The organism is Ralstonia sp. RL (assembly GCF_001683835.1).
GTDB lineage: Bacteria > Pseudomonadota > Gammaproteobacteria > Burkholderiales > Burkholderiaceae > Ralstonia > Ralstonia mannitolilytica.
This window is the reverse complement of the sequence record NZ_LWRX01000116.1, coordinates 23,018-44,081: the sequence shown is the minus strand read 5'-3', so window position 1 is coordinate 44,081 and position 21,064 is coordinate 23,018. Positions and strand designations below refer to the sequence as shown.

The 21,064-nt window shown below is 66.4% G+C and carries 21 protein-coding genes; 10 read left to right on the top strand and 11 right to left on the bottom strand.

Features of this window, described 5'->3' with window-relative positions:
* Positions 1 to 214: 214 nt before the first annotated feature.
* Positions 215 to 1,561, bottom strand: a complete 1,347-nt coding sequence (gene hmgA / locus A6M56_RS11010; RefSeq protein ID WP_045218429.1) for a homogentisate 1,2-dioxygenase — start codon at positions 1,559 to 1,561, stop codon at positions 215 to 217.
* 63 nt (positions 1,562 to 1,624) lie between these two features.
* Positions 1,625 to 3,016: an MFS transporter gene (locus A6M56_RS11005; RefSeq protein ID WP_102079314.1), complete on the bottom strand. Its 1,392-nt coding sequence runs from the start codon at positions 3,014 to 3,016 to the stop codon at positions 1,625 to 1,627.
* Positions 3,017 to 3,154: 138 nt separating this feature from the next.
* On the opposite strand from A6M56_RS11005, the gene A6M56_RS11000 reads away from it, so the two are divergent.
* Positions 3,155 to 4,072: a LysR family transcriptional regulator gene (locus tag A6M56_RS11000; protein WP_045218425.1), complete on the top strand. Its 918-nt coding sequence runs from the start codon at positions 3,155 to 3,157 to the stop codon at positions 4,070 to 4,072.
* 3 nt (positions 4,073 to 4,075) lie between these two features.
* Here the strand turns inward: A6M56_RS11000 and A6M56_RS10995 are convergent, their stop codons facing one another.
* From A6M56_RS10995 to kdgT, 4 genes are read right to left on the bottom strand one after another with little or no spacing between them, the layout of a single operon-like run.
* Positions 4,076 to 4,924 (bottom strand): ureidoglycolate lyase, encoded by an 849-nt coding sequence (locus A6M56_RS10995; protein WP_102079315.1) that lies wholly within the window; start codon positions 4,922 to 4,924, stop codon positions 4,076 to 4,078.
* A 40-nt stretch (positions 4,925 to 4,964) separates the two neighbouring features.
* Positions 4,965 to 5,723 (bottom strand): SDR family oxidoreductase, encoded by a 759-nt coding sequence (locus tag A6M56_RS10990; RefSeq protein ID WP_102079316.1) that lies wholly within the window; start codon positions 5,721 to 5,723, stop codon positions 4,965 to 4,967.
* Positions 5,720 to 6,178, bottom strand: a complete 459-nt coding sequence (locus A6M56_RS10985; RefSeq protein WP_102079317.1) for a nuclear transport factor 2 family protein — start codon at positions 6,176 to 6,178, stop codon at positions 5,720 to 5,722. The genes A6M56_RS10990 and A6M56_RS10985 overlap by 4 nt, the downstream gene beginning before the upstream one ends.
* 46 nt (positions 6,179 to 6,224) lie before the next feature.
* Entirely contained in the window at positions 6,225 to 7,241 is a 1,017-nt protein-coding gene (gene kdgT, locus A6M56_RS10980; RefSeq protein WP_096746131.1) for a 2-keto-3-deoxygluconate transporter, read from the bottom strand.
* 280 nt (positions 7,242 to 7,521) lie between these two features.
* Here kdgT and kduI point away from each other — a divergent pair, with 280 nt between their 5' ends.
* The 4 genes from kduI (at position 7,522) to A6M56_RS10960 (ending at position 11,211) form a co-directional block, all read left to right on the top strand.
* A complete protein-coding gene (gene kduI, locus A6M56_RS10975) occupies positions 7,522 to 8,358 on the top strand; it encodes a 5-dehydro-4-deoxy-D-glucuronate isomerase (protein ID WP_102079318.1) in 837 nt (278 codons plus the stop codon).
* 4 nt (positions 8,359 to 8,362) lie between these two features.
* Entirely contained in the window at positions 8,363 to 9,148 is a 786-nt protein-coding gene (kduD, locus tag A6M56_RS10970; protein WP_102079319.1) for a 2-dehydro-3-deoxy-D-gluconate 5-dehydrogenase KduD, read from the top strand.
* 71 nt (positions 9,149 to 9,219) lie between these two features.
* Positions 9,220 to 10,059, top strand: a complete 840-nt coding sequence (kdgR, locus tag A6M56_RS10965) for a DNA-binding transcriptional regulator KdgR (protein WP_096746617.1) — start codon at positions 9,220 to 9,222, stop codon at positions 10,057 to 10,059.
* 99 nt (positions 10,060 to 10,158) lie between these two features.
* Positions 10,159 to 11,211, top strand: a complete 1,053-nt coding sequence (locus tag A6M56_RS10960; RefSeq protein WP_102079320.1) for an aldo/keto reductase — start codon at positions 10,159 to 10,161, stop codon at positions 11,209 to 11,211.
* Here the strand turns inward: A6M56_RS10960 and A6M56_RS10955 are convergent.
* From A6M56_RS10955 to A6M56_RS10945, 3 genes are all read right to left on the bottom strand, one after another.
* The gene (locus tag A6M56_RS10955; protein ID WP_045218418.1) at positions 11,208 to 11,417 is read right to left on the bottom strand and encodes a DUF2783 domain-containing protein; all 210 of its coding nucleotides are present in this window, start codon (positions 11,415 to 11,417) and stop codon (positions 11,208 to 11,210) included. The two genes, A6M56_RS10960 and A6M56_RS10955, sit on opposite strands and share 4 nt — an antisense overlap.
* Before the next feature lie 5 nt (positions 11,418 to 11,422).
* A complete protein-coding gene (locus A6M56_RS10950) occupies positions 11,423 to 13,102 on the bottom strand; it encodes an FAD-dependent oxidoreductase (protein ID WP_045218415.1) in 1,680 nt (559 codons plus the stop codon).
* A gap of 78 nt (positions 13,103 to 13,180) precedes the next feature.
* Positions 13,181 to 14,140 (bottom strand): MBL fold metallo-hydrolase, encoded by a 960-nt coding sequence (locus tag A6M56_RS10945; RefSeq protein ID WP_062738174.1) that lies wholly within the window; start codon positions 14,138 to 14,140, stop codon positions 13,181 to 13,183.
* A 268-nt stretch (positions 14,141 to 14,408) separates the two neighbouring features.
* On the opposite strand from A6M56_RS10945, the gene A6M56_RS10940 reads away from it, so the two are divergent.
* The 4 genes from A6M56_RS10940 to A6M56_RS10925 all read left to right on the top strand — a co-directional run bounded on the left by A6M56_RS10940 (position 14,409) and on the right by A6M56_RS10925 (position 19,071).
* Positions 14,409 to 15,293 carry an IclR family transcriptional regulator gene (locus A6M56_RS10940; RefSeq protein WP_062738267.1) on the top strand — a complete coding sequence of 295 codons (885 nt, stop codon included), beginning with the start codon at positions 14,409 to 14,411 and terminating at the stop codon, positions 15,291 to 15,293.
* A gap of 84 nt (positions 15,294 to 15,377) precedes the next feature.
* Complete coding sequence (locus A6M56_RS10935; RefSeq protein ID WP_102079321.1) at positions 15,378 to 16,430, top strand: branched-chain amino acid ABC transporter permease; 1,053 nt, start codon at positions 15,378 to 15,380, stop codon at positions 16,428 to 16,430.
* A 4-nt stretch (positions 16,431 to 16,434) separates the two neighbouring features.
* Positions 16,435 to 18,261, top strand: coding sequence for a branched-chain amino acid ABC transporter ATP-binding protein/permease (locus A6M56_RS10930; protein ID WP_102079322.1), 1,827 nt, complete (start codon positions 16,435 to 16,437; stop codon positions 18,259 to 18,261).
* Positions 18,262 to 18,327: 66 nt separating this feature from the next.
* The gene (locus A6M56_RS10925; protein WP_102079323.1) at positions 18,328 to 19,071 is read left to right on the top strand and encodes an ABC transporter ATP-binding protein; all 744 of its coding nucleotides are present in this window, start codon (positions 18,328 to 18,330) and stop codon (positions 19,069 to 19,071) included.
* A 3-nt stretch (positions 19,072 to 19,074) separates the two neighbouring features.
* On the opposite strand, the gene A6M56_RS10920 is transcribed toward A6M56_RS10925, so the two are convergent.
* Positions 19,075 to 19,392: a hypothetical protein gene (locus A6M56_RS10920; protein ID WP_062738176.1), complete on the bottom strand. Its 318-nt coding sequence runs from the start codon at positions 19,390 to 19,392 to the stop codon at positions 19,075 to 19,077.
* A gap of 95 nt (positions 19,393 to 19,487) precedes the next feature.
* Positions 19,488 to 19,997 carry a GNAT family N-acetyltransferase gene (locus A6M56_RS10915; protein WP_045218404.1) on the bottom strand — a complete coding sequence of 170 codons (510 nt, stop codon included), beginning with the start codon at positions 19,995 to 19,997 and terminating at the stop codon, positions 19,488 to 19,490.
* A 168-nt stretch (positions 19,998 to 20,165) separates the two neighbouring features.
* Between A6M56_RS10915 and A6M56_RS10910 the strand changes: the two genes are divergently transcribed.
* Positions 20,166 to 21,038, top strand: a complete 873-nt coding sequence (locus tag A6M56_RS10910; protein ID WP_045218402.1) for a D-amino-acid transaminase — start codon at positions 20,166 to 20,168, stop codon at positions 21,036 to 21,038.
* Positions 21,039 to 21,064: the final 26 nt, after the last annotated feature.

The following is a 21,064-nucleotide window of genomic DNA, read 5'->3' as shown; positions in this document are numbered from 1 at the left end:
TTTGTCTTGCCAAAGAAAGTAAGCAAAGAAAGGCGCGCCCGAGATGGCGAAAGACTCCTTGAATTTCCGTAACCGGGCGGAGAAGGACCGAAACTCGCTGCGCTCAGACAGCGGTCCTTCTTTTTTCCGCCCGCTTACGAAAATTCAAGGCGCCATCTAGGGCAAGGTACGGCCACACCTTCTGGATGCTCGCGTTGGCGCCAAGGCGAAGTTCTTAGGGCTTGGTCGGGTCGAAATGCTTTTTCAGGCCTTGCCAGCATTCGAAGTACTTGGCTTGCAGTTGCGCGGATTCCGCTGCGAAGCGCGTGGGGCGGATCACGGCTGGCGTTTCGAACATGAAGGCCATCGTTGCGTCGACCTTGTGCGGCTTGGTGGTGTCGCCGTTGCTGGCTTTCTCGAACGTGTCGGCGTCGGGGCCGTGGCCGCTCATGCAGTTGTGCAGGCTGGCGCCGCCGGGCACGAAGCCTTCGGCCTTGGCGTCGTACACGCCCTGGATCAGGCCCATGAATTCGCTCGCGACGTTGCGGTGGAACCAGGGCGGGCGGAACGTGTTTTCGGCGGCCAGCCAGCGCGGCGGGAAGATCACGAAGTCGATCGTGTCCACGCCTGGTGTGGCGGAGGGGCTCTGCAGCACCAGGAAGATCGACGGGTCCGGATGGTCGTAGCTGATCGAGCCGATGGTGTTGAACAGGCGCAGGTCGTACTTGTACGGCGCGAGGTTGCCGTGCCAGGCCACCACGTCCAGCGGCGAGTGGCCGATCTTCGCGGTCCACAGGCTGCCCTGGAATTTTGCGACGAGTTCGAAGTCGCCCTCGCGGTCTTCGTACCACGCGTGCGGGGTGAGGAAGTCGCGCGGGTTGGCCAGGCCGTTCGAGCCGATGACGCCGAGGTCGGGCAAGCGGAAGAGCGCGCCGAAGTTCTCGCAGATGTAGCCGCGCGCGTCGCCATCCGGCAGTTCGACGCGGAAGCGCACGCCGCGTGGGACGACCACAATCTCCAGCGGTTCGACATCGACCACGCCCATCTCCGTCAGCAGGCGCAGGCGGCCTTGCTGCGGCACGATCAGCAGTTCGCCGTCGGCGTTGTAGAAGAAGCGGTCGGTCATGTCGGCGTTGGCGGCGTACAGGTGGATGCCGCAGCCGGTCTGTGCGTCCGGCCCGCCATTGCCGGCGAAGGTGACGATGCCGTCGATGAAGTCCGTGCCGGGCGCCGGTGCGGGCAGCGGATCCCAGCGCAACTGGTTCGGCGAGGGCGGCACCTCGTTGAAGTTGCTGTGCAGGCGCGCTTGCGCAACGGCTTCGAACGGCAGGTGCACGGCGGCCGGCCGGATGCGGTACAGCCACGAGCGGCGGTTGTGCGCGCGCGGCGCGGTGAACGCCGTGCCGGAAATCTGCTCCGCATACAGCCCATACGGCGCCTTCTGGGGGGAGTTCTGGCCGTGCGGCAGCGCGCCGGGCAGGGCTTCGGTGGCGAACTCGTTGCCGAAGCCGCTCTGGTAGGCGGGCCGGTCCAGCGACGCGGGGGTGAATGCGTTCTTGACCGTCGGGGCGAGCATATTCATGGTGAAGTCCTTGGAGAAAAAGTCAGGAGCGTCTTCAGGGAAAGCGTAGTCGTTACCGGGCCATCAGGCGGGTTTGCCGGTTGTGCGACCTGAGGCAAAGCGGGCGGCGTCGGTGCCACTGGCGGCCAGCGTCAACGCCAGCACCATGCCGAAGGACACCAGCGCCGGCACCGCTGCCGCCTGGAACAGCGCCGGCCCGCTCCACTGCATGGCAATCAGTTGTCCGCCGATGACCGGGCCGATGACCGAGCCGATGCGCCCGACGCCCAGACTCCAGCCGATGCCGGTGGCGCGCAGTGTGGTCGGGTAATACGTGGCGGCCAGCGCATTCACGGCAGGCTGCCCGCCGACGATGCAGAAGCCGGCAATGAACACCACCGCCACCAGCATCGGCAGCGCCGCCGCCACGTGGCCGATCAGCGCCACGGTGGCGCAGGCGACGAGGAAGCACACGGCCAGCACGCGCACGAAGCCCAGGCGGTCGATCAGCCGGCCCAGCGTCAACGTGCCGATCACGCCGCCCACCTGCAGCGCGGTCGCCACCAGCACGGAGGTGTCGGTCGGATAGCCGGCATCCCGGATCAGCGTGGGCAGCCAGTTCGACAGGAAGTACAGGTCGATCAGGTTCATGAAGTTGATGACCCACAGCACGAGCGTGACCTTGGCGCGGCCTTCCGTGAACAGCGCGGAGACCGGCATGCCGCGCGCCGGTGCTTCCGGCACCACGAATTGTGTTTGCGCATCGACATGCAGCGTCGGATCAAGCTTGCCCAGCCAGCGTGCCAGCCGTCGATGGCGCGTTTGCGGATCGCCCTTGAGCGCCAGGTATTGCAGGGATTCGGGCAGCCACAGCACCATCATCACGGCAATGAGGAGCGGCACGAGGCCGCCCACCAGGAACACCGCCTGCCACCCGAAGCGCGACAGCAGCGCCGCGCTCACGAAGCCGCCCAGCGCCGCGCCCACGGTAAAGCCGCAAGACACCAGCATCATCCACGTCACGCGCGTGCGCGCGGGGCTGAACTCGCCGGCCAGCGCCATCGCATTCGGCATGATGCAGCCCAGGCCCAGGCCGGTGATGAAGCGCAGCACCAGCAGCGCCCGCACCGTTTCCACCTGCGTGGTGGCCAGCATGCAGGCGGCAAAAAAGAACGTGGCGACGATCAGCACCGGACGCCGGCCGAAGCGGTCGCCCAGCACGCCGAACACCAGCGAGCCGACCAGCATGCCGAAGAGGCCCGCGCCGAACACGGGCCCCAGGCTCGCCTTGGTGATGTTCCAGTCCTTGATGATGGCCGGCGCCACGTAGCCCATGGCCTGCACGTCAAAGCCGTCGATGATGAGGCACAGCCCGCAGATGGCGAGCAGCAGGATCTGGAAGCCGCCGACCTTGCCCTGGTCGATGAGGCGGGCAAGGTCGATCGAGGCTGACGATGCAGCGGGGGCAGGGCGCATGGTGGTCTCCGGTGGCGGCGGCGTCTGGCCGCTCTGTTGTTCTGGCTTGGGTCTGCCGTATTGTCCGGATTCGGTGAAAATTTGGAATATCAATGCGAGAATGCATAACATTGATAACCTGAATAATAAGGCCAGGCCATGCTGAACCTGCGGGATGTCGACCTGAACCTGCTGGTGCTGTTCCAGGAAATCCTGCGCGAGAAGCGCATTTCTGTCGTGGCGGAGCGGCTGGGCCTGTCGCAGCCGGCGGTGAGCAACGCGCTGGCGCGCCTGCGCCAGACGTTCGACGACGAGCTGTTCGTGCGCACCCCACGCGGCATGATGCCGACCGCACTTGCCGAGCAACTCTCCGAACCGGTGGCGATGGCGCTGGACACGCTGCAGCGTGCCTTCGGCCAGCGCGCACATTTCGATGCCGCCACATCCACGCGCAGCTTCACCGTGGCCATGAGCGACGTCGGCGAGGTGTACTTCATGCCGGTGCTGGCGCAACTTTGTGCGGAGCAGGCGCCCGGCGTGCGCATCCACACCGTGCGCGCGGGCGGGTTCGACATGAAGGCAGAGATGGAGGCCGGCGCCATCGACCTGGCCATCGGCGCGTTCGATGACCTGTCGGGCGAGAGCGTGTTCCAGCGCCGGCTGTTTCAGCAGGATTACGTGACGATGTTCCGGCGCGGCCACGCGCTGGCAGATGGGGCACTGACGCTCGAACGCTTTCGCGCCGCATCGCACCTCGTGGTGGCGAGCTCGGCCAGCCCGTACAACGCCATCGGGCCGCTGCTCGACAAGGCGGGGATCACACAATCGGCGCGCTTTTCGGTGCCGCACTTCGTGGCGGTGCCGTACATCATCAGCACGACCGATCTCGTGGTGACGGTGCCGCGCAAGCTGGCCGAGCGGGCAGCGCCGCCGTTCGGGCTGGAATTTGCAGCGCCGCCGCTCAAGCTGCCGGCGCTGCAGACCAACGTGTTCTGGCACCGGCGCTTTCATCAGGACGCCGGCAACCAGTGGCTGCGCAACCTCGTCGCGCAGCGCTTTGCCGAGCTGGACGGCTGATCCTTACGGTGCGGCGACGGTGCGCTGCAACTGCTCGCCGAGGCCGGCGATGCCCAATCGCATGGTCTGCCCGGGCTTGAGATAGACCGGGTTCGGCTTGATGCCCAGCCCCACGCCCGGCGGCGTGCCCGTCGAGATGACGTCGCCCGGCTGCAGGCTCATGCAGCGGCTCAGATACGCGACCAGCTTCGCCACGCTAAACACCATCGTCCGCGTGTTGCCGTTCTGGTAGCGGTGGCCGTCCACCTCGAGCCACAGGTCCAGCGCCTGCGGGTCGGGCACCTCGTCGCGCGTGACCAGCCACGGCCCAAGCGGGCCGAACGTGTCGAAGCCCTTGCCCTTGTCCCACTGGCCGCCGCGCTCGAGCTGCCATTCGCGCTCGGAAATGTCGTTGACGATGCAATAGCCGGCCACGTAGTCCAGCGCGTTGGCTTCGTCGATGTACTTGGCGGGCTTGCCGATCACCACGCCCAGTTCGACTTCCCAGTCGGTCTTGACCGAGCCGCGCGGGATTTCGATGTCATCGTTCGGGCCGCAGATGGCGCTGGTCCATTTGTTGAAGACGACGGGCTCGGACGGTACCGGCAGGCCGGACTCTGCAGCGTGGTCGGCGTAGTTCAACCCGATGCAGATGAACTTGCCGACACGCCCGACGCACGGGCCAATGCGGGGTTGGCCGCTGACGGCCGGCAGCGTGGCAGGGTCCACCTCGCGTAGCCGGGCGAGCGATGCGTCCGACAGCACGTTGCCCGCAATGTCGTCGACGATGCCCGACAGATCACGGAGAGTGCCGGTGGCATCGAGCAGGCCGGGTTTTTCTTGGCCCTGGGGGCCGAAGCGCAGCAGTTTCATGAAAAGCTCAAATCGGTTGGGGGGGAAAGGCATCAAGGTATCAATTTGACCAGCCGCCGTCGATCAGGTGGACTTGCCCCGTCGTAAAGGCGGCCTCGTCAGAAGCCAGATACGCCGCCAGCGCGGCAATCTCTTCCGGCTGCCCGAGGCGCCCCATCGGCTGGCGCGCGACGAACGCCGCTTCGACTTCCGCGCGCGGTTTGCCTTGCGTGCGGGCTTGCTCATCGATGCGCTGGGCGAGCGATGGCGATACCACCGTGCCGGGGCAGATCGCATTGCAGCGGATGCCGCGCGCCACAAAGTCTGCCGCCACGGATTTGGTCAGCCCGATCACCGCCGCCTTCGATGCGCCATACACAAAGCGGTTCGGCACGCCCTTGATGCTCGAGGCCGCGGATGACATGTTGATGATGCTGCCGCCGCCATGCTCGAGCATGGCAGGCAGGAACGCGCGAATCGTCCGATACATCGACTTGACGTTGAGGTCGAACGAGAAATCCCACGCCTGCTCGTCGCATTCGAGCACCGAGCCCGCGTGGACGAAGCCGGCGCAGTTGAATAGCACGTCGACGGCACCAAGCTCGGCGGCCAGCGCGTTGACCTGCTGCGTGCTCCGTACGTCAAGCCGGCGTACTTCGAAGGGCACATCGTTTAGCGCGTCGATGCGGATGTCGGTGGCGATCACGCGCGCACCTTCGCGGGCAAAGCGCTCGGCGCAGGCGCGGCCGATGCCCTGCGCGGCGGCGGTAACGAGCGCGGTCTTGCCGGCCAGTCGGCCCGGGAAAGCGGCGGCGCTCATTCTTTGGGCAGCAGGTAGGCTTGGCGGGCGAACAGGCGCCACCCGTCCGGATGCTTCTTCCAGACCTGCAGGACGCCGATGTGCGCGGTGCTGGTCTTGCCGTCGGCCAGGTTGTTGACGGAGTCGAACACGTGGCGCACCCAGGCGTTGTCGCCGTCGACCTTGACGGTCTGGTTGGACAGCGCAATCGACTGGAATGCGTGCGTGCCGTCCAGGGCCTTGAGGAAGGCCGCGCGGTCTTCGAGCTTGCCGGACGAATGGCCGTAGGTCAGGTCGTTTTCCACGAGCGAGCCGAGCGTGGCGCCGTCGCTGCCGACCATCGCCACGCGCATGCGCTCAACGGCCTGGGCGACCGCATCGGCATCGGTGGCCGCGTGGGCGGCGGCGGTGCCTGCAATAAGAGCGGCGGTCATGGCAACGCGTGCCGTGCGCCGTGCGAGCGTGTGCAGCAGCATGGGGAATCTCCTCTCGGGTCTTGTGTGGCGTGCATTGCCGACGTGGTCAGAAGTGGGCTTCGCGGTGCGCCGCATGCGGTGGCAGGTTCGCGGCCTCCGGCTCGGGCAACGGCGCAGCCCGGCCCACGCGCCGCACCCACATCGCCGTCAGGATCGGCACCAGGATCGCCGTGACGAGGCACGCCGTGGCCACGAGCGCGGTGGCGGCGGGCACCATGGGTTTGAACTTGGGGATCATCTCGCCGATGATCGCGGGGTTGGCCACAGCGGCCCCGGCCGTGGACGAAGCCGCCAGCCCGGCGCCCCCATTGCCGCCTGCGATGAACTTGTCGGCCAGGATGAGCGGCACGCCTGTCACGACGATCACCGTCAGGCCGAGCAACAACCCCGGGAAGCCGCTCTTGGCAATCACATGCAAGTCGATGCCGTTGCCCAATGCAAAACCGAAGAACGGGATGAGCGGGTGCACGCAGCGGCCGAACAGCTCGCGCAGTTCACTGTCGAGATTGCCGAGCGTAAAGCCGATCAGGAAGGGCAGCACCGCGCCCACGAACAGCCGCGTCTCGAACACGGCAATGCCGGTCGCCCCGAGGATCAGCATGCTCACCAGCGGCCCCGATTCGACCGACATCAGCACGAAGGCGCCTGCCTCCTCCTTGGTGCCGTATTGCTGCATGACGGCTGCATAGAGCCCGCCGTTGGTCATGTCCATCGACGTGGTGATCGCCAGCAGCGACAGCCCCGCCAGGATGCCCGTCTTGATGCCGTCGTCCGGAATGAACTGCGCGGCCACCAGCGTTGCCAGCCACGCCACGGCGATCTTGGTGACGAGCAACGTGCCCGATTTGCGCAGCACCACGCCCGTGGCATGCAGGTCGATCGTCGCGCCCATGCAGAAGAACCACACCGCCAGGATCGGCACCGTGCCGGCAATCAGGCCGTTGGTGAACGAGCCGAAGTACTTGCCCGCATCCGGCGCGAATGTGTGCACGCATGCACCGAGCAGCAGCGGCACGAGCATCAGCCCGCCCGGAATGCGGTCAATCGCCTTCTTGATCTTCACGTCTCCTCCAGGGGCGTCTGCGCGCCCGGTTGTTAGGGGTGTTACCTCGTGGCTGACTATAGCAGTTGATATGGAACGATGTTCCATTTTTGTACTTTTTTGCGATTGATCGTTTACCCTAGTGCTGAAATTGAAGCCAAATATAGGCCCGAGTGACTGGTGGTTGGCGTCAACAAAAATTCGGATCATCGTTCCGTATTGATGGGTTTTGTGCTTCAATCCAGAACACGACAGCCGGGGCCGTGCGGCCGGCCGGCGCATCAACCCACGGAGAAACGGCATGGAAGTACGGCAGGGGATTCACAGCGAACACGCAAAAACGCTCGATACGGCGGGCTTGCGCCGCCAGTTCCTGGTGGAGCAGGTGTTTGAGCGGGACGGGCTCAAGTTCACGTACAGCCACATCGACCGCATCATCGTTGGCGGTGCATGGCCGGCGACGCGGCCGGTGGAGGTGCCGACGTCGCTCGCCAAGTCGATGGGCGTGAGCCATCTGCTCGAGCGCCGCGAGCTGGGCGCCATCAACATCGGCGGCCCGGGCTGGGTGGAAGTGGAGGGCAAGCGTCACGCCGTCGGCAATGAAGAGGCGATCTACATCGGCCAGGGCGGGCAGAACCTTGTCTTCGGCAGCGACGATGCGGCGCGGCCGGCGAAGTTCTACATCAACTGCGCGCCGGCCCACACGGCCTATCCGACACGCACGATCACGCTGGCGCAGGCGTCGCCCGAAACGCTCGGCGATCCGGCCACCAGCAACCGCCGCACGATCTACAAGTTCATCGTGCCCGACGTGCTGCCGACGTGCCAACTCTCCATGGGCATGACCAAGCTCGAGCCCGGCAGCCTGTGGAACACCATGCCGTGCCACACGCACGAGCGCCGCATGGAGGTCTATTTCTACTTCAACCTGCCGGACAACGCGGCCGTCTTCCACATGCTCGGCGAGCCGCAGGAGACGCGCCACATCGTCGTGCACAACCAGCAGGCCGTGATCTCGCCAAGCTGGTCGATCCACTCCGGCGTCGGCACGCAGGCCTACACGTTCATCTGGGGCATGGTCGGCGAGAACCAGGTGTTCCACGACATGGACCACATCGCCATCGCAGACCTGCGCTGACACCATGCGCCTCGAGAATCCCTACCAGCAGGGCGCCGGCCTGTTCGACCTGACCGGCAAGGTGGCCATCGTCACCGGTTGCAACACGGGGCTGGGCGCCGGCATGGCGACGGCGCTGGCGGCAGCCGGCTGCGATATCGTCGGTGCCAACCGCTCAGCGCCCGCCGAGACGGCATTGCGCGTGGAGGCCGCTGGCCGCAAGTTTGTGGACGTGCGCGCCGACCTGTCTTCGCTGGCGCCGATCGGCAGCATCGTCGACGCTGCGATGGATGCCTTCGGGCGCATCGACATCCTCGTCAACAACGCCGGCATCATCCGCCGCTGCGATGCGCTGGCCTTTTCCGAGGCCGATTGGGATGACGTGATCGACGTCAACCTCAAGGGCGTGTTCTTCCTGTCGCAGGCGGTGGGGCGTGTGCTGGTGAAGCAGGGGCGCGGCGGCAAGATCATCAACGTGGCGTCGATGCTGTCGTTCCAGGGCGGCATCCGGGTGCCGTCGTACACGGCGTCGAAGAGCGGGGTGCTCGGACTCACGCGGCTGCTCGCCAACGAGTGGGCGGCGCGCGGCATCAACGTCAACGCCATCGCGCCCGGCTACATGGAGACCGACAACACGGCGCAGCTGCGCGAAGACCGCCAGCGCAGCGAAGAGATCCTCGCCCGCATCCCGGCCGGGCGCTGGGGCGTGCCGGACGACCTGGCGGGCGCGGTGGTCTTCCTGGCGTCGGCGGCGTCGGACTACGTGCATGGCCACACGCTCGCGGTCGACGGCGGCTGGCTGGCACGGTAGGCGCGGTGATGGAACGCGGCATCAGACCGGTTATGCTCTCGGCAGATTTCGACATCACGGAACCACGAGAGATGAAAGCCACACCCCGGCCGCGCAAGCCGGAAGACACGTCCGCCAATGAGCCGGGCGAAACCGGCGCAGACAAGGCCGAGTCCGTCTCGGCTGTCGACAAGGTGTTCACCATCCTGGCCGCCATGGGCGAGCTTGGCGCCGTCGGCCCGAGCGAGCTGTCGCAGCGGCTGGGCATGTCCAAGACGACGGTGCACCGCTTCCTGCAGACGCTCAAGAACCTCGGCTACGTGGCGCAGGAAGGTGACACGGATCGCTACCGCCTGACCATCCGCCTGTTCGAACTCGGCGCCAAGGCGCTGGAAAATGTCGACCTCGTCCGCGAGGCCGACACCGAAATGCGCCGCATCGCGCAGCTCACGCGCGAGGCCGTGCACCTGGGCGCCTTTGACGAAGACGCCATCATCTACATTCACAAGATCGACGCCGATTACGGCCTGCGCATGCAGTCGCGCATCGGGCGGCGCAATCCGCTGTACAGCACGGCCATCGGCAAGGTGCTGCTGGCTTACATGCCGCCGGACGAGGCACGCGACGTGCTGTCGAAAGTCGAGTTCAAGAAGTCCACGCAGAAGACGCTGGGCTCCGCCGAAGCCGTGCTGAGCATCCTGCCGCGCGTGCGCCAGCAGGGCTTTGGTGAAGACAACGAAGAGCAGGAAGACGGGCTGCTGTGCATTGCCGTGCCCGTGTTCGACCGGTTTGGCCGCGTGATCGCGGGGCTGTCGATCTCGTTCCCGACCATGCGGTGCGGGGCGGACACCAAGGCGCATTACGTGGCGCTGCTGCAGCAGGCCGGCGCGGCCATCTCCGTCCGGCTGGGCCACCATCCGACGTCTGGGTGATCCGCTGCAGGGCGCTGCCGTCCGTCCTATGCTCGGCGTTGTCGTTTCGCATCTGAGCCGCTGCGCGCGGCATTCCTCATCACCATCGGAGCTGATCACATGCGTTACAACGTGTTAGGGCGGACGGGCCTGTTCGTCTCGGAGCTGTGTCTGGGGACCATGACCTTCGGCGGGTCCGACGGCATCTGGCAGCACATCGGCGATCTGCAGCAGGCGGACGCCGAACGGCTGATCGGCCGCGCGCTGGATGCGGGCATCAATTTCATCGATACGGCCGACGTGTATGCGAACGGTGTGTCGGAGCAGATCACGGGGCAGGCGCTGAAGAACCTCAAGGTGTCGCGCGACAGCGTGGTCGTCGCCACCAAGGTGTTCGGCCAGACGGGCGACAGCGTCAACGCACGCGGCGCCTCGCGCTTTCACATCATGGACGGCGTCAAGGCGAGCCTGAAGCGCCTGCAGCTCGACCACATCGATCTCTACCAGATCCACGGCTTCGATCCGGCCACGCCCATCGAGGAGACCGTGCGTGCGCTCGACACGCTCGTGCAGCACGGGCACGTGCGCTACGTGGGCGTATCGAACTGGGCCGCATGGCAGATCGTCAAGGCGTTGGGCATTGCCGAGCGCCTCGGTTGCGCGCGCTTCGAAAGCCTGCAGGCCTACTACACGATCGCCGGCCGCGACCTCGAGCGCGAACTCGTGCCGATGCTCAAGAGCGAAGGGCTGGGGCTGATGGTGTGGAGCCCGCTGGCCGGCGGCCTGCTCAGCGGCAAGTACACGCGCGAACAGCATGGCGAACAGGACAGCCGCCGCAACAAGTTCGACTTCCCGCCCGTGGACCAGGCGCGGGCGTATACCTGTATCGACGCGATGCGTGTCATGGCCCGTGCGCGCGGTGTGTCCGTGGCGCAGATCGCCTTGGCGTGGCTGCTGCACCAGCGCGTGGTGACGAGCGTGATCGTCGGTGCCAAGAAGGTCGATCAGCTTGACGACAACATCGCCGCGACCCAGGTGGAACTGACAACGGAAGAATTGGCGCAGCTCGATGAGGTCAGCAGGCTGCCCGCCGAGTACCCGGGCTGGATGCTGGAGCGCCAGGGTGAGTATCGCCGTGGTCAACTCGCCGGGACGCGGCAGGGTGGGTGCTAATCCGCTGCGCCCGCCGGCAGGGCCAGTCGCGCAGCCGCCAGCGCCTCCCGCAGCACCGCCATGTCGCCGATATGGTTCGCGAGCAGCAGGATCAGCTGCGCGTTGAGCATCGCGCTGTGCGCGTCGCTCAGCCCGCGGTGCGTGTCGATCAGCGCCTCATAGAAGTCGTCCGGGCGCGGCAGGTTGGGCTGGGTGTTCAACGGCATGGCGGTCAGGCGGTGGCTGTAGCGGGCGATGGCGTGGTGGCGTCGGCATGGCCCATGGCGCGGCGCATGGCGGCCGCGAGCTTGGCGGTATCGACGCTGCGCCAGCGTGCGCAGACGTGCTGGTCCGGGCGGATGAGGTACAACGTGCCGGGCCGTGCGTCATAGCGTTGGGCGACCAGGCCGTCGATGTCTTCGAGCGCCGTGACGCCCGCCGACACCGTACCTGCGCCGCCGGCGGGAAAGATCGCCAGCGTGGGTACCGGCAACGCGTCGATGTGTTCTCCCGCGCGGCAGAAACGCAATGCCATGAAGCCGTCGCGCAGATGGCTGAGCAGCCACGCGGCACGCCCGTCGCGCGTTCGCACCGGCGCGTCGAGCGCGACACTGCCGGGCACCAGCGCACATCCGAAGTCGGCGTCGTCGGGCGTGCTGAGCGGGGAGCCTTCCAGCACCGTTGGCGTGGAAAGCCGCCCGCTGTTGACCAGCGTGCGCGCAAACGGATAGTGCTTGGCCAGGCGCAGCGCGGCATCGCGAAAGAGGCGGCTGACGGCGCTCTTGGGCGTGATGAAATCGGTCGAGCGGGTGGAGTGGCGGATGTTGTCGTCGGCGGCGAATTCGCGCTCGGTGGCGTAGGTGTCGAGCAGCGTATCGGGCGCATCGCCGGCCAGCACCATGCGCAGTTTCCAGGCGAGGTTTTCGGCGTCCTGCAGGCCGCTGTTGGCGCCGCGCGCGCCGAATGGCGAGACGCGATGCGCCGCGTCGCCGATGAACAGCACTCGGCCGTGGCGGAAGCGGTCCATGCGCTCGCATGAGAACGTGTAGACGCTCACCCACTCGAGTTCGAAGTCGACGCCCTCGCCGAGCAGCGCGCGCACGCGCGGAATGACGCGCTCCGGCTGCTTCTCGGCCACCGGGTCGGCGTCCCAGCCGAGCTGGAAGTCGATGCGCCAGACGTTGTCGGGCTGGTGGTGCAGCAGCACCGACTGGTTCGGGTGGAACGGTGGGTCAAACCAGAACCAGCGCTCGCTCGGGAAGGGCGCTTCCATGCGCACGTCGGCGATCAGGAAGCGGTCTTTGAAGGTCTGGCCGTGGGCTTCGAGGCCCATCATGCGGCGCACCGGGCTGCGCGAGCCGTCGGCGGCGACCACGTATTGGGCGCGCTGGGTATAGGCGCCGTCGGGCGTCTCCACGGTGAGCGTCACGCCGTCCGCATCCTGCGTGAGGCCCGTCACCTTGTTCTTCCAGCGCAGCTCGATGTTCGGCAGCGCCAGTGCCCGCTCGACGAGGAACCCCTCGACGTAGTACTGCTGCAGGTTGATGAACGCCGGACGGCGGTGGCCGGTTTCCGGCAGCAGGTCGAAACTGTAGAGCAGCTCGTTCTTCAGGTAGACCTTGCCGACGTTCCAGCTCACGCCTTTGTCGACCATGCAGTCGCCGCAGCCCAGCCGGTCGAAGATCTCCAGGGAGCGTTTGGAGAAGCAGATCGCCCGCGAGCCGGTCGACAGCGTGCAATCGTCATCCAGCACAACGACGGCCACGCCTTGCTGCGCGAGGTCGATGGCCGTGGCCAGGCCCACCGGCCCTGCGCCGACGATGACGACGGGGCGGGCCCCGGCCGTGCAGCCGGGCTGCTGCTCCGCGCAAGGCGCGTACGTGAAGACGCGGTTCTGGAAATCGGGGTTCATGTCTCGCTCGCACCTGCGGCAGTCGTGGCCGCCGCTTTGTCGGTGGATATCGTGGTCGAAGAAAGACGCCGGGGCGGATCAGCCCTGCAGCGCGGCCCACATCTCCTTGTCGCGCTCGGCCGTCCAGATGCGCGGGTGCTTGATGCCGCTGGCTTCGTCGTAGGCGCGCGTCACGTCAAACGGCAGGCAGTGCTCGTAGATGAAGACGTGGCCGAACTTCGGGTCCATGGCGGCGCGGGTGTGGGCCATGGCGGCTTTCAGGTCCATCTTCTGGGCGACGGCTTCCTTGCCGCGCTGGAGCAGCGTCGACACGAAGTCGCGCGTGTAGGCGAGGCCCTTGTCGACTTCCTGCGGGTTCAGCAGCGCCGGGCCGCGGCCGGGCACGAGTTTTTCGGCGCCCAGCGCACGCAGGGCGTCGAGCGTGGCGGGCCATTCTTCGAGTTGGGCATCGCCGCAGTAGCAGGCGGCGTCGTATTCGACCAGGTCGCCCGAGAACAGCACCTTTTGCGATGGAATCCACACGACCGTGTCGCCCTTCGTGTGGCCCGGGCCCAGGTGCAGGATTTTGACCTCGAGCTTGCCCAGGAACAGCGTGAGTTCGCGCTCGAACACCAGCGTCGGCCAGGTCAGGCCCGGCACGGTTTCAACGCCCGCGAACAGGCGCGGAAAGCGCTCGATCTCCGACTTCATATCGGCCTCGCCACGCTCGACGATCATCTCGTACGTGCCGCGGCTGGCGATGATGTTCTGCGCGCCCTCGGCAAAGTAGGCCGAGGCGCCCAGCACGCGCACCGCGTGGTAATGCGACAGCACGACGTGCTTGATCGGCTTGTCTGTGATGCCGCGGATGCGGGCGATCAGGTCTTGCGCCATCGCCGGCGTGGCGGTGGTGTCGACGATCAGCACCGCGTCGTCGCCGATGATGACGCCGGAGTTCGGGTCGCCCTCGGCGGTGTAGGCGTAGGCGTTGGGAGAGAGCTGCGTGAAGGTGACTTGTTTGGCCTCGAGGTCGGCCTGCGAGGCGAAGGCTTTGGCCATTCTGTCACTCCTGGTGTAGTTAATTACGGTGGGTGGAATTTCTTCTGCGGCCGGCTGGTGCCTGCCGTGTACGGTGCAGCGCACGCCATGCAGCAAGGGCCGCGTGCAGCGAATCATAGACCGGGCGGTCGGCAGTCGCGCCTAGGGTATACGAGAATTATGATTAGATTCATGATTTCTACAATGCGTAAGAACGACTGCGCGCCGCCAGGCGTGCGCGGCGTGCTACGCTCGCAGCACTTTGCCGGCCCGCCACGACGCCAAGAACATGGAGACCACTGAAGCAGCGAACGCCCCCCAACCCGATGGCGATGCGGATGACGCTCCGGCCAGCCGCGACCGCTCCGGCATCCAGTCCATCGAGGTCGGCTCCCATCTGCTGGTGGCGCTCACGCGGGCGATGCGCGCGATGGCCCTGGGTGATCTGGCGCGCGCCGCCGGCATGCATCCGTCCAAGGCGCACCGCTACCTGGTCAGCCTGCAGCGCGTCGGCGCGGTTTCGCAGGATCCGCTGACCGGCCGCTATGAGCTCGGCCCCTTTGCACTGCGCCTGGGCCTGGCAAGCCTGAACCGAAGAGAAGCCATTGCGCTTGCACGGCCGCTGCTGGGCGGCCTTCGGGACCAGACCGGCCACACCATCGGCATTGCCGTCTGGAGCGATCGCGGGCCGACCGTGGTGCACTGGGAAAAGGCGGGCGGCGCGCCCGGTGTGAACCTGCGCATCGGCGATGTCATGCCGATGCTCAACTCCGCCACCGGCCGCCTGTTTGGCGCTTACCTGCCGATCGAGCAGACCTTGCCGCTGGTCGAGCGCGAACTCCACGAGCGCGCCGCCGACGATCTGCCGGATCTGCCGCGCTCGCTCACCGACTACTACCGGCTGTGCGAAGAGATCCGTACCGAGGGCGCTTCATGGGTATCCGGTAGCCTGCTGCCTGGCGTGAGCGCGCTGTCGCTGCCGGTGTTCGGCATGCGGGGGCAACTGGCCCTGGTGCTGATCGCATTGAATCTGCATCCGCTGTTTCACGCGCAGCGCGGCGGCGAACTGGAGGCCACCCTGCGCGCATTCGTCAAGCGGCTGTCCACCTTGCTGCAGACGCCGCAGCCAGCGCGCACCAAGGCCAGCGGGCGGCGCGAAAAGGCGGCGCGTTAGGGTTGTCGCCAATTTCACCCTGTCGTAAAAGATTTACCCTCTCGTAACTCGTGGCGCGCCACGACCATCAGAGCAAGGAGACTCATGGACTTGTCGATTGCCGCCATCCTGGCGCAAGACGGCGTGACATCGGGCGCGATCTACGCGCTGCTGGCGCTGGCGCTCGTGCTGGTGTTTTCCGTCACGCGCGTGATCTTCATCCCGCAGGGCGAATTCGTCGCGTATGGCGCGCTCACGCTGGCGGCCATCCAGGCGAACAAGGCGCCGCTGTCTGCGAGCATGCTCGTGACGCTCGGCGTGCTGACCTTCCTCGTCGAGATGGGCCGCACGCTGCTGCAGCCGGAGCTGCGTCTGCACGCGCTGCGCACGGGCGCCGTCTACGCGGGCAAGTATCTGGTCTTCCCGATCGCGATGTATGCGGCGGCCGGCATGCTTGCGCCGATGCAGCTGCCGCAGGTCGTGCAGGTGGCGCTGGCGCTGCTGATCGTCATTCCGATGGGCCCGATGATCTACCGCCTGGCCTATGAGCCGCTGGCCGAGGCGAGCACGCTGGTGCTGCTGATCGTCTCGGTGGGGGTGCACTTCGCGATGGTCGGCCTGGGCCTCGTGATGTTCGGCGCAGAGGGCTCGCGCACGGATGCGTTTTCCGATGCGCGATTCGATCTGGGCGCGCTGTCGGTATCGGGCCAGAGCCTGTGGGTGGTGGCGGTATCGGCGCTGATGATCGCGGCGCTGTATTTCTATTTTGGCCGCACGGTGTCGGGCAAGGCGCTGCGCGCGACGGCGGTGAACCGGCTCGGCGCCCGGCTCGTCGGCATCGGCACCACGCAGGCGGGGCGCCTGGCCTTCACGCTGGCCGCGGCGCTGGGCGGGCTGTGCGGCATCCTCATCGCACCCATCACGACGGTGTACTACGAGTCGGGCTTCCTGATCGGCCTGAAGGGTTTCGTGGGTGCCATCGTGGGCGGGCTGGTGAGCTATCCGGTGGCGGCGCTGGGCGCGCTGCTGGTGGGGCTGCTGGAGTCGTATTCATCGTTCTGGGCGTCGGCGTTCAAGGAGGTGATCGTGTTCACGCTCATCATCCCGGTGCTGCTGTGGCGATCGCTCACCACCAGGCATGTCGAGGAAGAGGAGTAAGCCGATGAACACGCTCGCCAAATCTTCCGGGAACGCCGCGCAGCGCGGCTGGTTCTCGCGCAACCGCGTGCTGACGGCGCTCTTCGTGATCGTGCTGGCGCTGATCCCGGTCGTGCCGACGCCCGAGTTCTGGATCACGCTGCTCAATTACATCGGGCTGTACAGCCTCGTCGCGCTGGGCCTCGTGCTGCTCACGGGCGTGGGCGGGCTGACGTCGTTCGGGCAGGCCGCGTTTGTGGGGCTGGGCGCGTACAGCACGGCGTATCTCACCACGCAGTACGGCGTATCGCCGTGGGTCGGCCTGCTGGCGGGGCTTGTGATCACGATGGTGTCGGCATACGTGATCGGGCTGATCACGATGCGGATGTCCGGTCACTACCTGCCGCTGGCGACGATTGCGTGGGGCCTGTCGCTGTTCTTCCTGTTCGGCAACCTGGAGTTCCTGGGCAAGTACGACGGCCTCAACGGCATCCCGGTGCTGAACGTGCTCGGCAAACAGCTGAACACCGGCCGCGAGATGTTCTATCTCATCTGGGCCGTCGTGGTGGTGGCCGTGCTGGCGGTGCAGAACCTTCTGAACTCGCGCCCGGGCCGCGCCATCCGCGCGCTCAAGGGCGGTGGCACGATGGCCGAGGCGATGGGCGTGAACACCGCGTGGATGAAGGTCGTGATCTTCGTGTTTGCGGCGGTGCTGGCCTGCATCTCGGGCTTTCTCTACGCGCACCTGCAGCGCGCGGTGAACCCCACGCCGTTCGGCCTGAACTACGGCATCGAATATCTGTTCATGGCGGTGGTCGGCGGCGTGGGCCACGTGTGGGGCGCCGTGCTCGGCGCGGGTTTGCTGACCATCATGAAAGACAGCCTGCAAAGCATCCTGCCCAGGCTGCTGGGCTCCAACGGCAACTTCGAGATCATCGTGTTCGGCGTGCTGCTGGTGCTGTTGCTGCAATACGCGCGCGATGGCGTGTGGCCGTTCATCCGCAAGCTGTTCCCTTCTGCGCCGACAGCGCGCGCGCCGGAAGATGCACCTGCGCTCAGGCAGCGCGAGAAACCGCAGGCAGGCGAGCTGATTCTGGACGTGCGCGCCGCGCGCAAGGAGTTCGGCGGCCTCGTCGCCGTCAACGATGTCAGCTTCCAGGTGAGGGCTGGAGAGATCGTGGGCCTGATCGGCCCGAACGGCGCCGGCAAGTCCACCACGTTCAACCTTGTCACCGGCGTACTGCCGGTCACGCGCGGCGAGGTGCTGTATCGCGGCGAGCGCATCAGCGACAAGCCCTCGCGCGAGATCGTCAGGCGCGGCATCGGCCGCACGTTCCAGCACGTGCAATTGCTCTCGGGCATGACGGTGCTCGAGAACGTGGCGCTGGGCGCGCACCTGCGTGGCGACTTCGCGGCGCAAGGCGGCGTGCTGGCCAGCGTGGTGCGCATGAACCAGGCGGAAGAGCAGAAGCTGCTGTTTGAAGCGCGGCGCCAGCTCGAGCGCGTCGGCCTGGCCGATTGCATGTATCAGGAAGCCGGCAGCCTGGCGCTCGGCCAGCAGCGGATCCTGGAGATCGCCCGCGCGCTGTGCTGCGACCCGGCGCTGCTGCTGCTCGACGAGCCTGCTGCCGGCCTGCGCTACAAGGAAAAGCAGGCCCTGGCCGCGCTGCTCACCAAGCTCAAAGCTGAAGGGATGAGCGTGCTGCTGGTCGAGCACGACATGGACTTCGTCATGAACCTGACCGACCGTCTTGTCGTGATGGAATTCGGTACCAAGATCGCCGAGGGCGTGCCGCAAGAGGTGCAGCAGAACCCCGCCGTGCTCGAGGCCTATCTGGGCGGCGTGGAATAAACCTGCACGGTCCAACCTCGGGCAGCCCCCAGCGGAGCGTGAACAGGTTTGGAGAAGGAGAACAACATGTCAGTCATCCTCGAAGTGAAAGACCTGCACGTCCGCTACGGCAAGGTAGAGGCCCTGCACGGCGCAAACCTGAAGGTGGAGGCCGGGCAGATCGTCACCGTCATCGGCCCGAACGGCGCAGGCAAGTCGACCATGCTCGCCGCCATCATGGGCGCGCTGCCGACCACGGGTTCGGCCAACGGCGTGGTCTCCTATCTCGGCCACAACCTGACGGGGCTCCCGGTGGAAAAGCGCGTGGCGCGCGGCATGTGCCTGGTGCCCGAAAAGCGCGAGCTGTTCGCCACCATGAGCGTGGAAGACAACCTGGTGCTCGGTGCCTACCGCCGCAAGCGCGCGGGCGAGCGCAACTATCTGGACCAGATGGACGTCGTCTACGACCTGTTCCCGCGGCTCAAGGAGCGTCGCGTGCAGGAAGCCGGCACGCTCTCCGGCGGCGAGCGCCAGATGCTCGCCGTCGGCCGCGCGTTGATGGCCAAGCCGCAACTGCTGATGCTCGACGAGCCGAGCCTGGGCCTCGCGCCGCTGATCGTGAAGGAGATCTTCCACATCATCAGCGACCTGCGCAAAACCGGCGTGGCAACCTTGCTGATCGAGCAGAATGCGCGTGCCGCCCTGCAGGTGGCCGATTACGGTTACGTCTTGGAAACGGGCGACATGACGCTCGAAGGCCCGGCGCAGGAACTGGCCGTGAACCCGCGCGTGATCGAAACCTACCTGGGGCTGGCGAAGAAGGCGGCCTGACGATCAATCGTCGTCATCGTCGTCGTGGCGGCGGTGCTTCCAGTATTTGCGTTCCCATTTGCGCTGCTCGCGCCACTGCTTTTCCTGCCATTTGCGGGCACGCCAGTCGTCGTAGTAGCCGGGGGCGACCACGACGGGCTGCGGCTCAACGTAAACCGGAGCGGGCGCGTAGACGGGCGCCGGCGCATAGACCGGAGCCGGCGCCACATAGACCGGCGCCGGGATTCCGATACCGATCCCAACGTCGACGCCTGCCTGCGCGGCCTGGGACGATAATGCCGCGATGGCGGCCAGGGCGCACAGCGCCAGATGCTTTTGCATGGTGGAGTTCCTCGACACGGCCGCACTGTAGTCGAGTGGCGCGCCGGCGGTCTTGCGAAACCTATACGAACGTTACGAGATGTAACGGCCTGCCGTCAGACCAGCGCGCGCTCCATCAGCAGGGCGTCATTGCCGTACATCTCACGCAGCGGGTCGAGCGCCTGTGGGGCCATCGCCGCGGGGCGATAGCCGAGCCGACGCCAGAAGGCATCCGCACCTTGCACGGCGACGAGCCGCGAGTGCAGCAAGCCCTGTGCTTGCGCGACCGCGCAGGCCATCGCGTAAAGGCGTTCGCCCAGGCGCTGCCCGCGTCCCGACGGCGCAATGGCCATGTCATGGACAAACCAGAGCAGGTCGGCTGCATCCGAGGCAGGCAGCGGCACATGCAGTTTCGGCGGCGTCCATGCATGCCACGCATGCGAGAGCAGGTAGCCCACCACCTCGTCACCGCGCACTGCCGCCAGGCACAGGGTCGGGCTGCGCGCCCAGCGGCTGACGAGCGCCTCCGCCGGCTCCAGGAAGCCATCGCCATAACAGGCTTGTTGCACGGCCAGGATGCCGGGCAGGTCGTCTGCAGAAATGGGGCGAATGGTCAGCTCGGACATGGTCGCGCAGGCGTGGACAAGCCGCCGAGTTTACCCGACGCCAACCGGCCCTCATGCCGTTTTCGCATAACCTGGGCAGACATCGGCAGTCGCGGCGCAGCGCCCGTATCCTATGCAGGCGTCCACGGGGCAGTTCCGCTCCGGCGTTGAATTCTCTCCCTCTCCAGCATGTCTCGAATCGTCTTTCTGAACGGCCAATACGTGCCGGCCGCCGAGGCCACTGTCTCAATCATGGACCGCGGCTTCACCTTTGCCGATGGCATTTACGAAGTGACCGCCGTGGCGCGCGGCAAGCTCGTCGACAACGACGCGCACCTCGCCCGCCTGACGCGTTCGCTGTCCGAGATCGGCATCGATAACCCATACACCGCCGCCGAATGGACGCGTGTGTGCGAAGAGTTGGTGGTGCGCAACGGGCTGGAAGAGGGCGTGGTCTACATGCAGGTCACGCGCGGCGTGGCTGAGCGTGATTTCGGCATCCCGGCCGACATCACGCCGACGGCCGTGGCGTTCACCCAGGTCAAGTCCATCGTCAACAGCCCGCTGGCCAAGAAGGGCGCAACCGTGGTGACGGTACCCGACCTGCGCTGGAAGCGTTGCGACATCAAGAGCGTCGGCTTGCTGCCGCAGGTGATGGCCAAGCAGATCGCCGCGCGCGCCGGCGCGCATGAAGCCTGGATGACCGACGGCGACCGCGTGACCGAAGGCGCGTCCTCGACCGCGTTCATCATCACCGCCGATAAGCGCCTGATCACGCGTCCGCTGTCGAACGCCGTGCTGCCGGGCATCACGCGTGTGTCGATCCTGGCGCTGGCGCGTGAACATGGCCTGACGCTGGAGGAGCGCACCTTTACCGTCGCCGAAGCTCAGCAAGCCGCCGAAGCGTTCTACACGAGCGCGTCGACGTTTGTGATGCCGGTGGTGTCCATCGACGGCGTGCAGATCGGCAGCGGCCAGCCGGGGCCGCTCACGCAGGCGCTGCGCACGCTGTATCTGCGTTTTGCCGGCGTGGACGTTGCCGAGCCCGTCGACCCGATGTGACGTAAGCGGTTGCGCCAGCGCGGTAG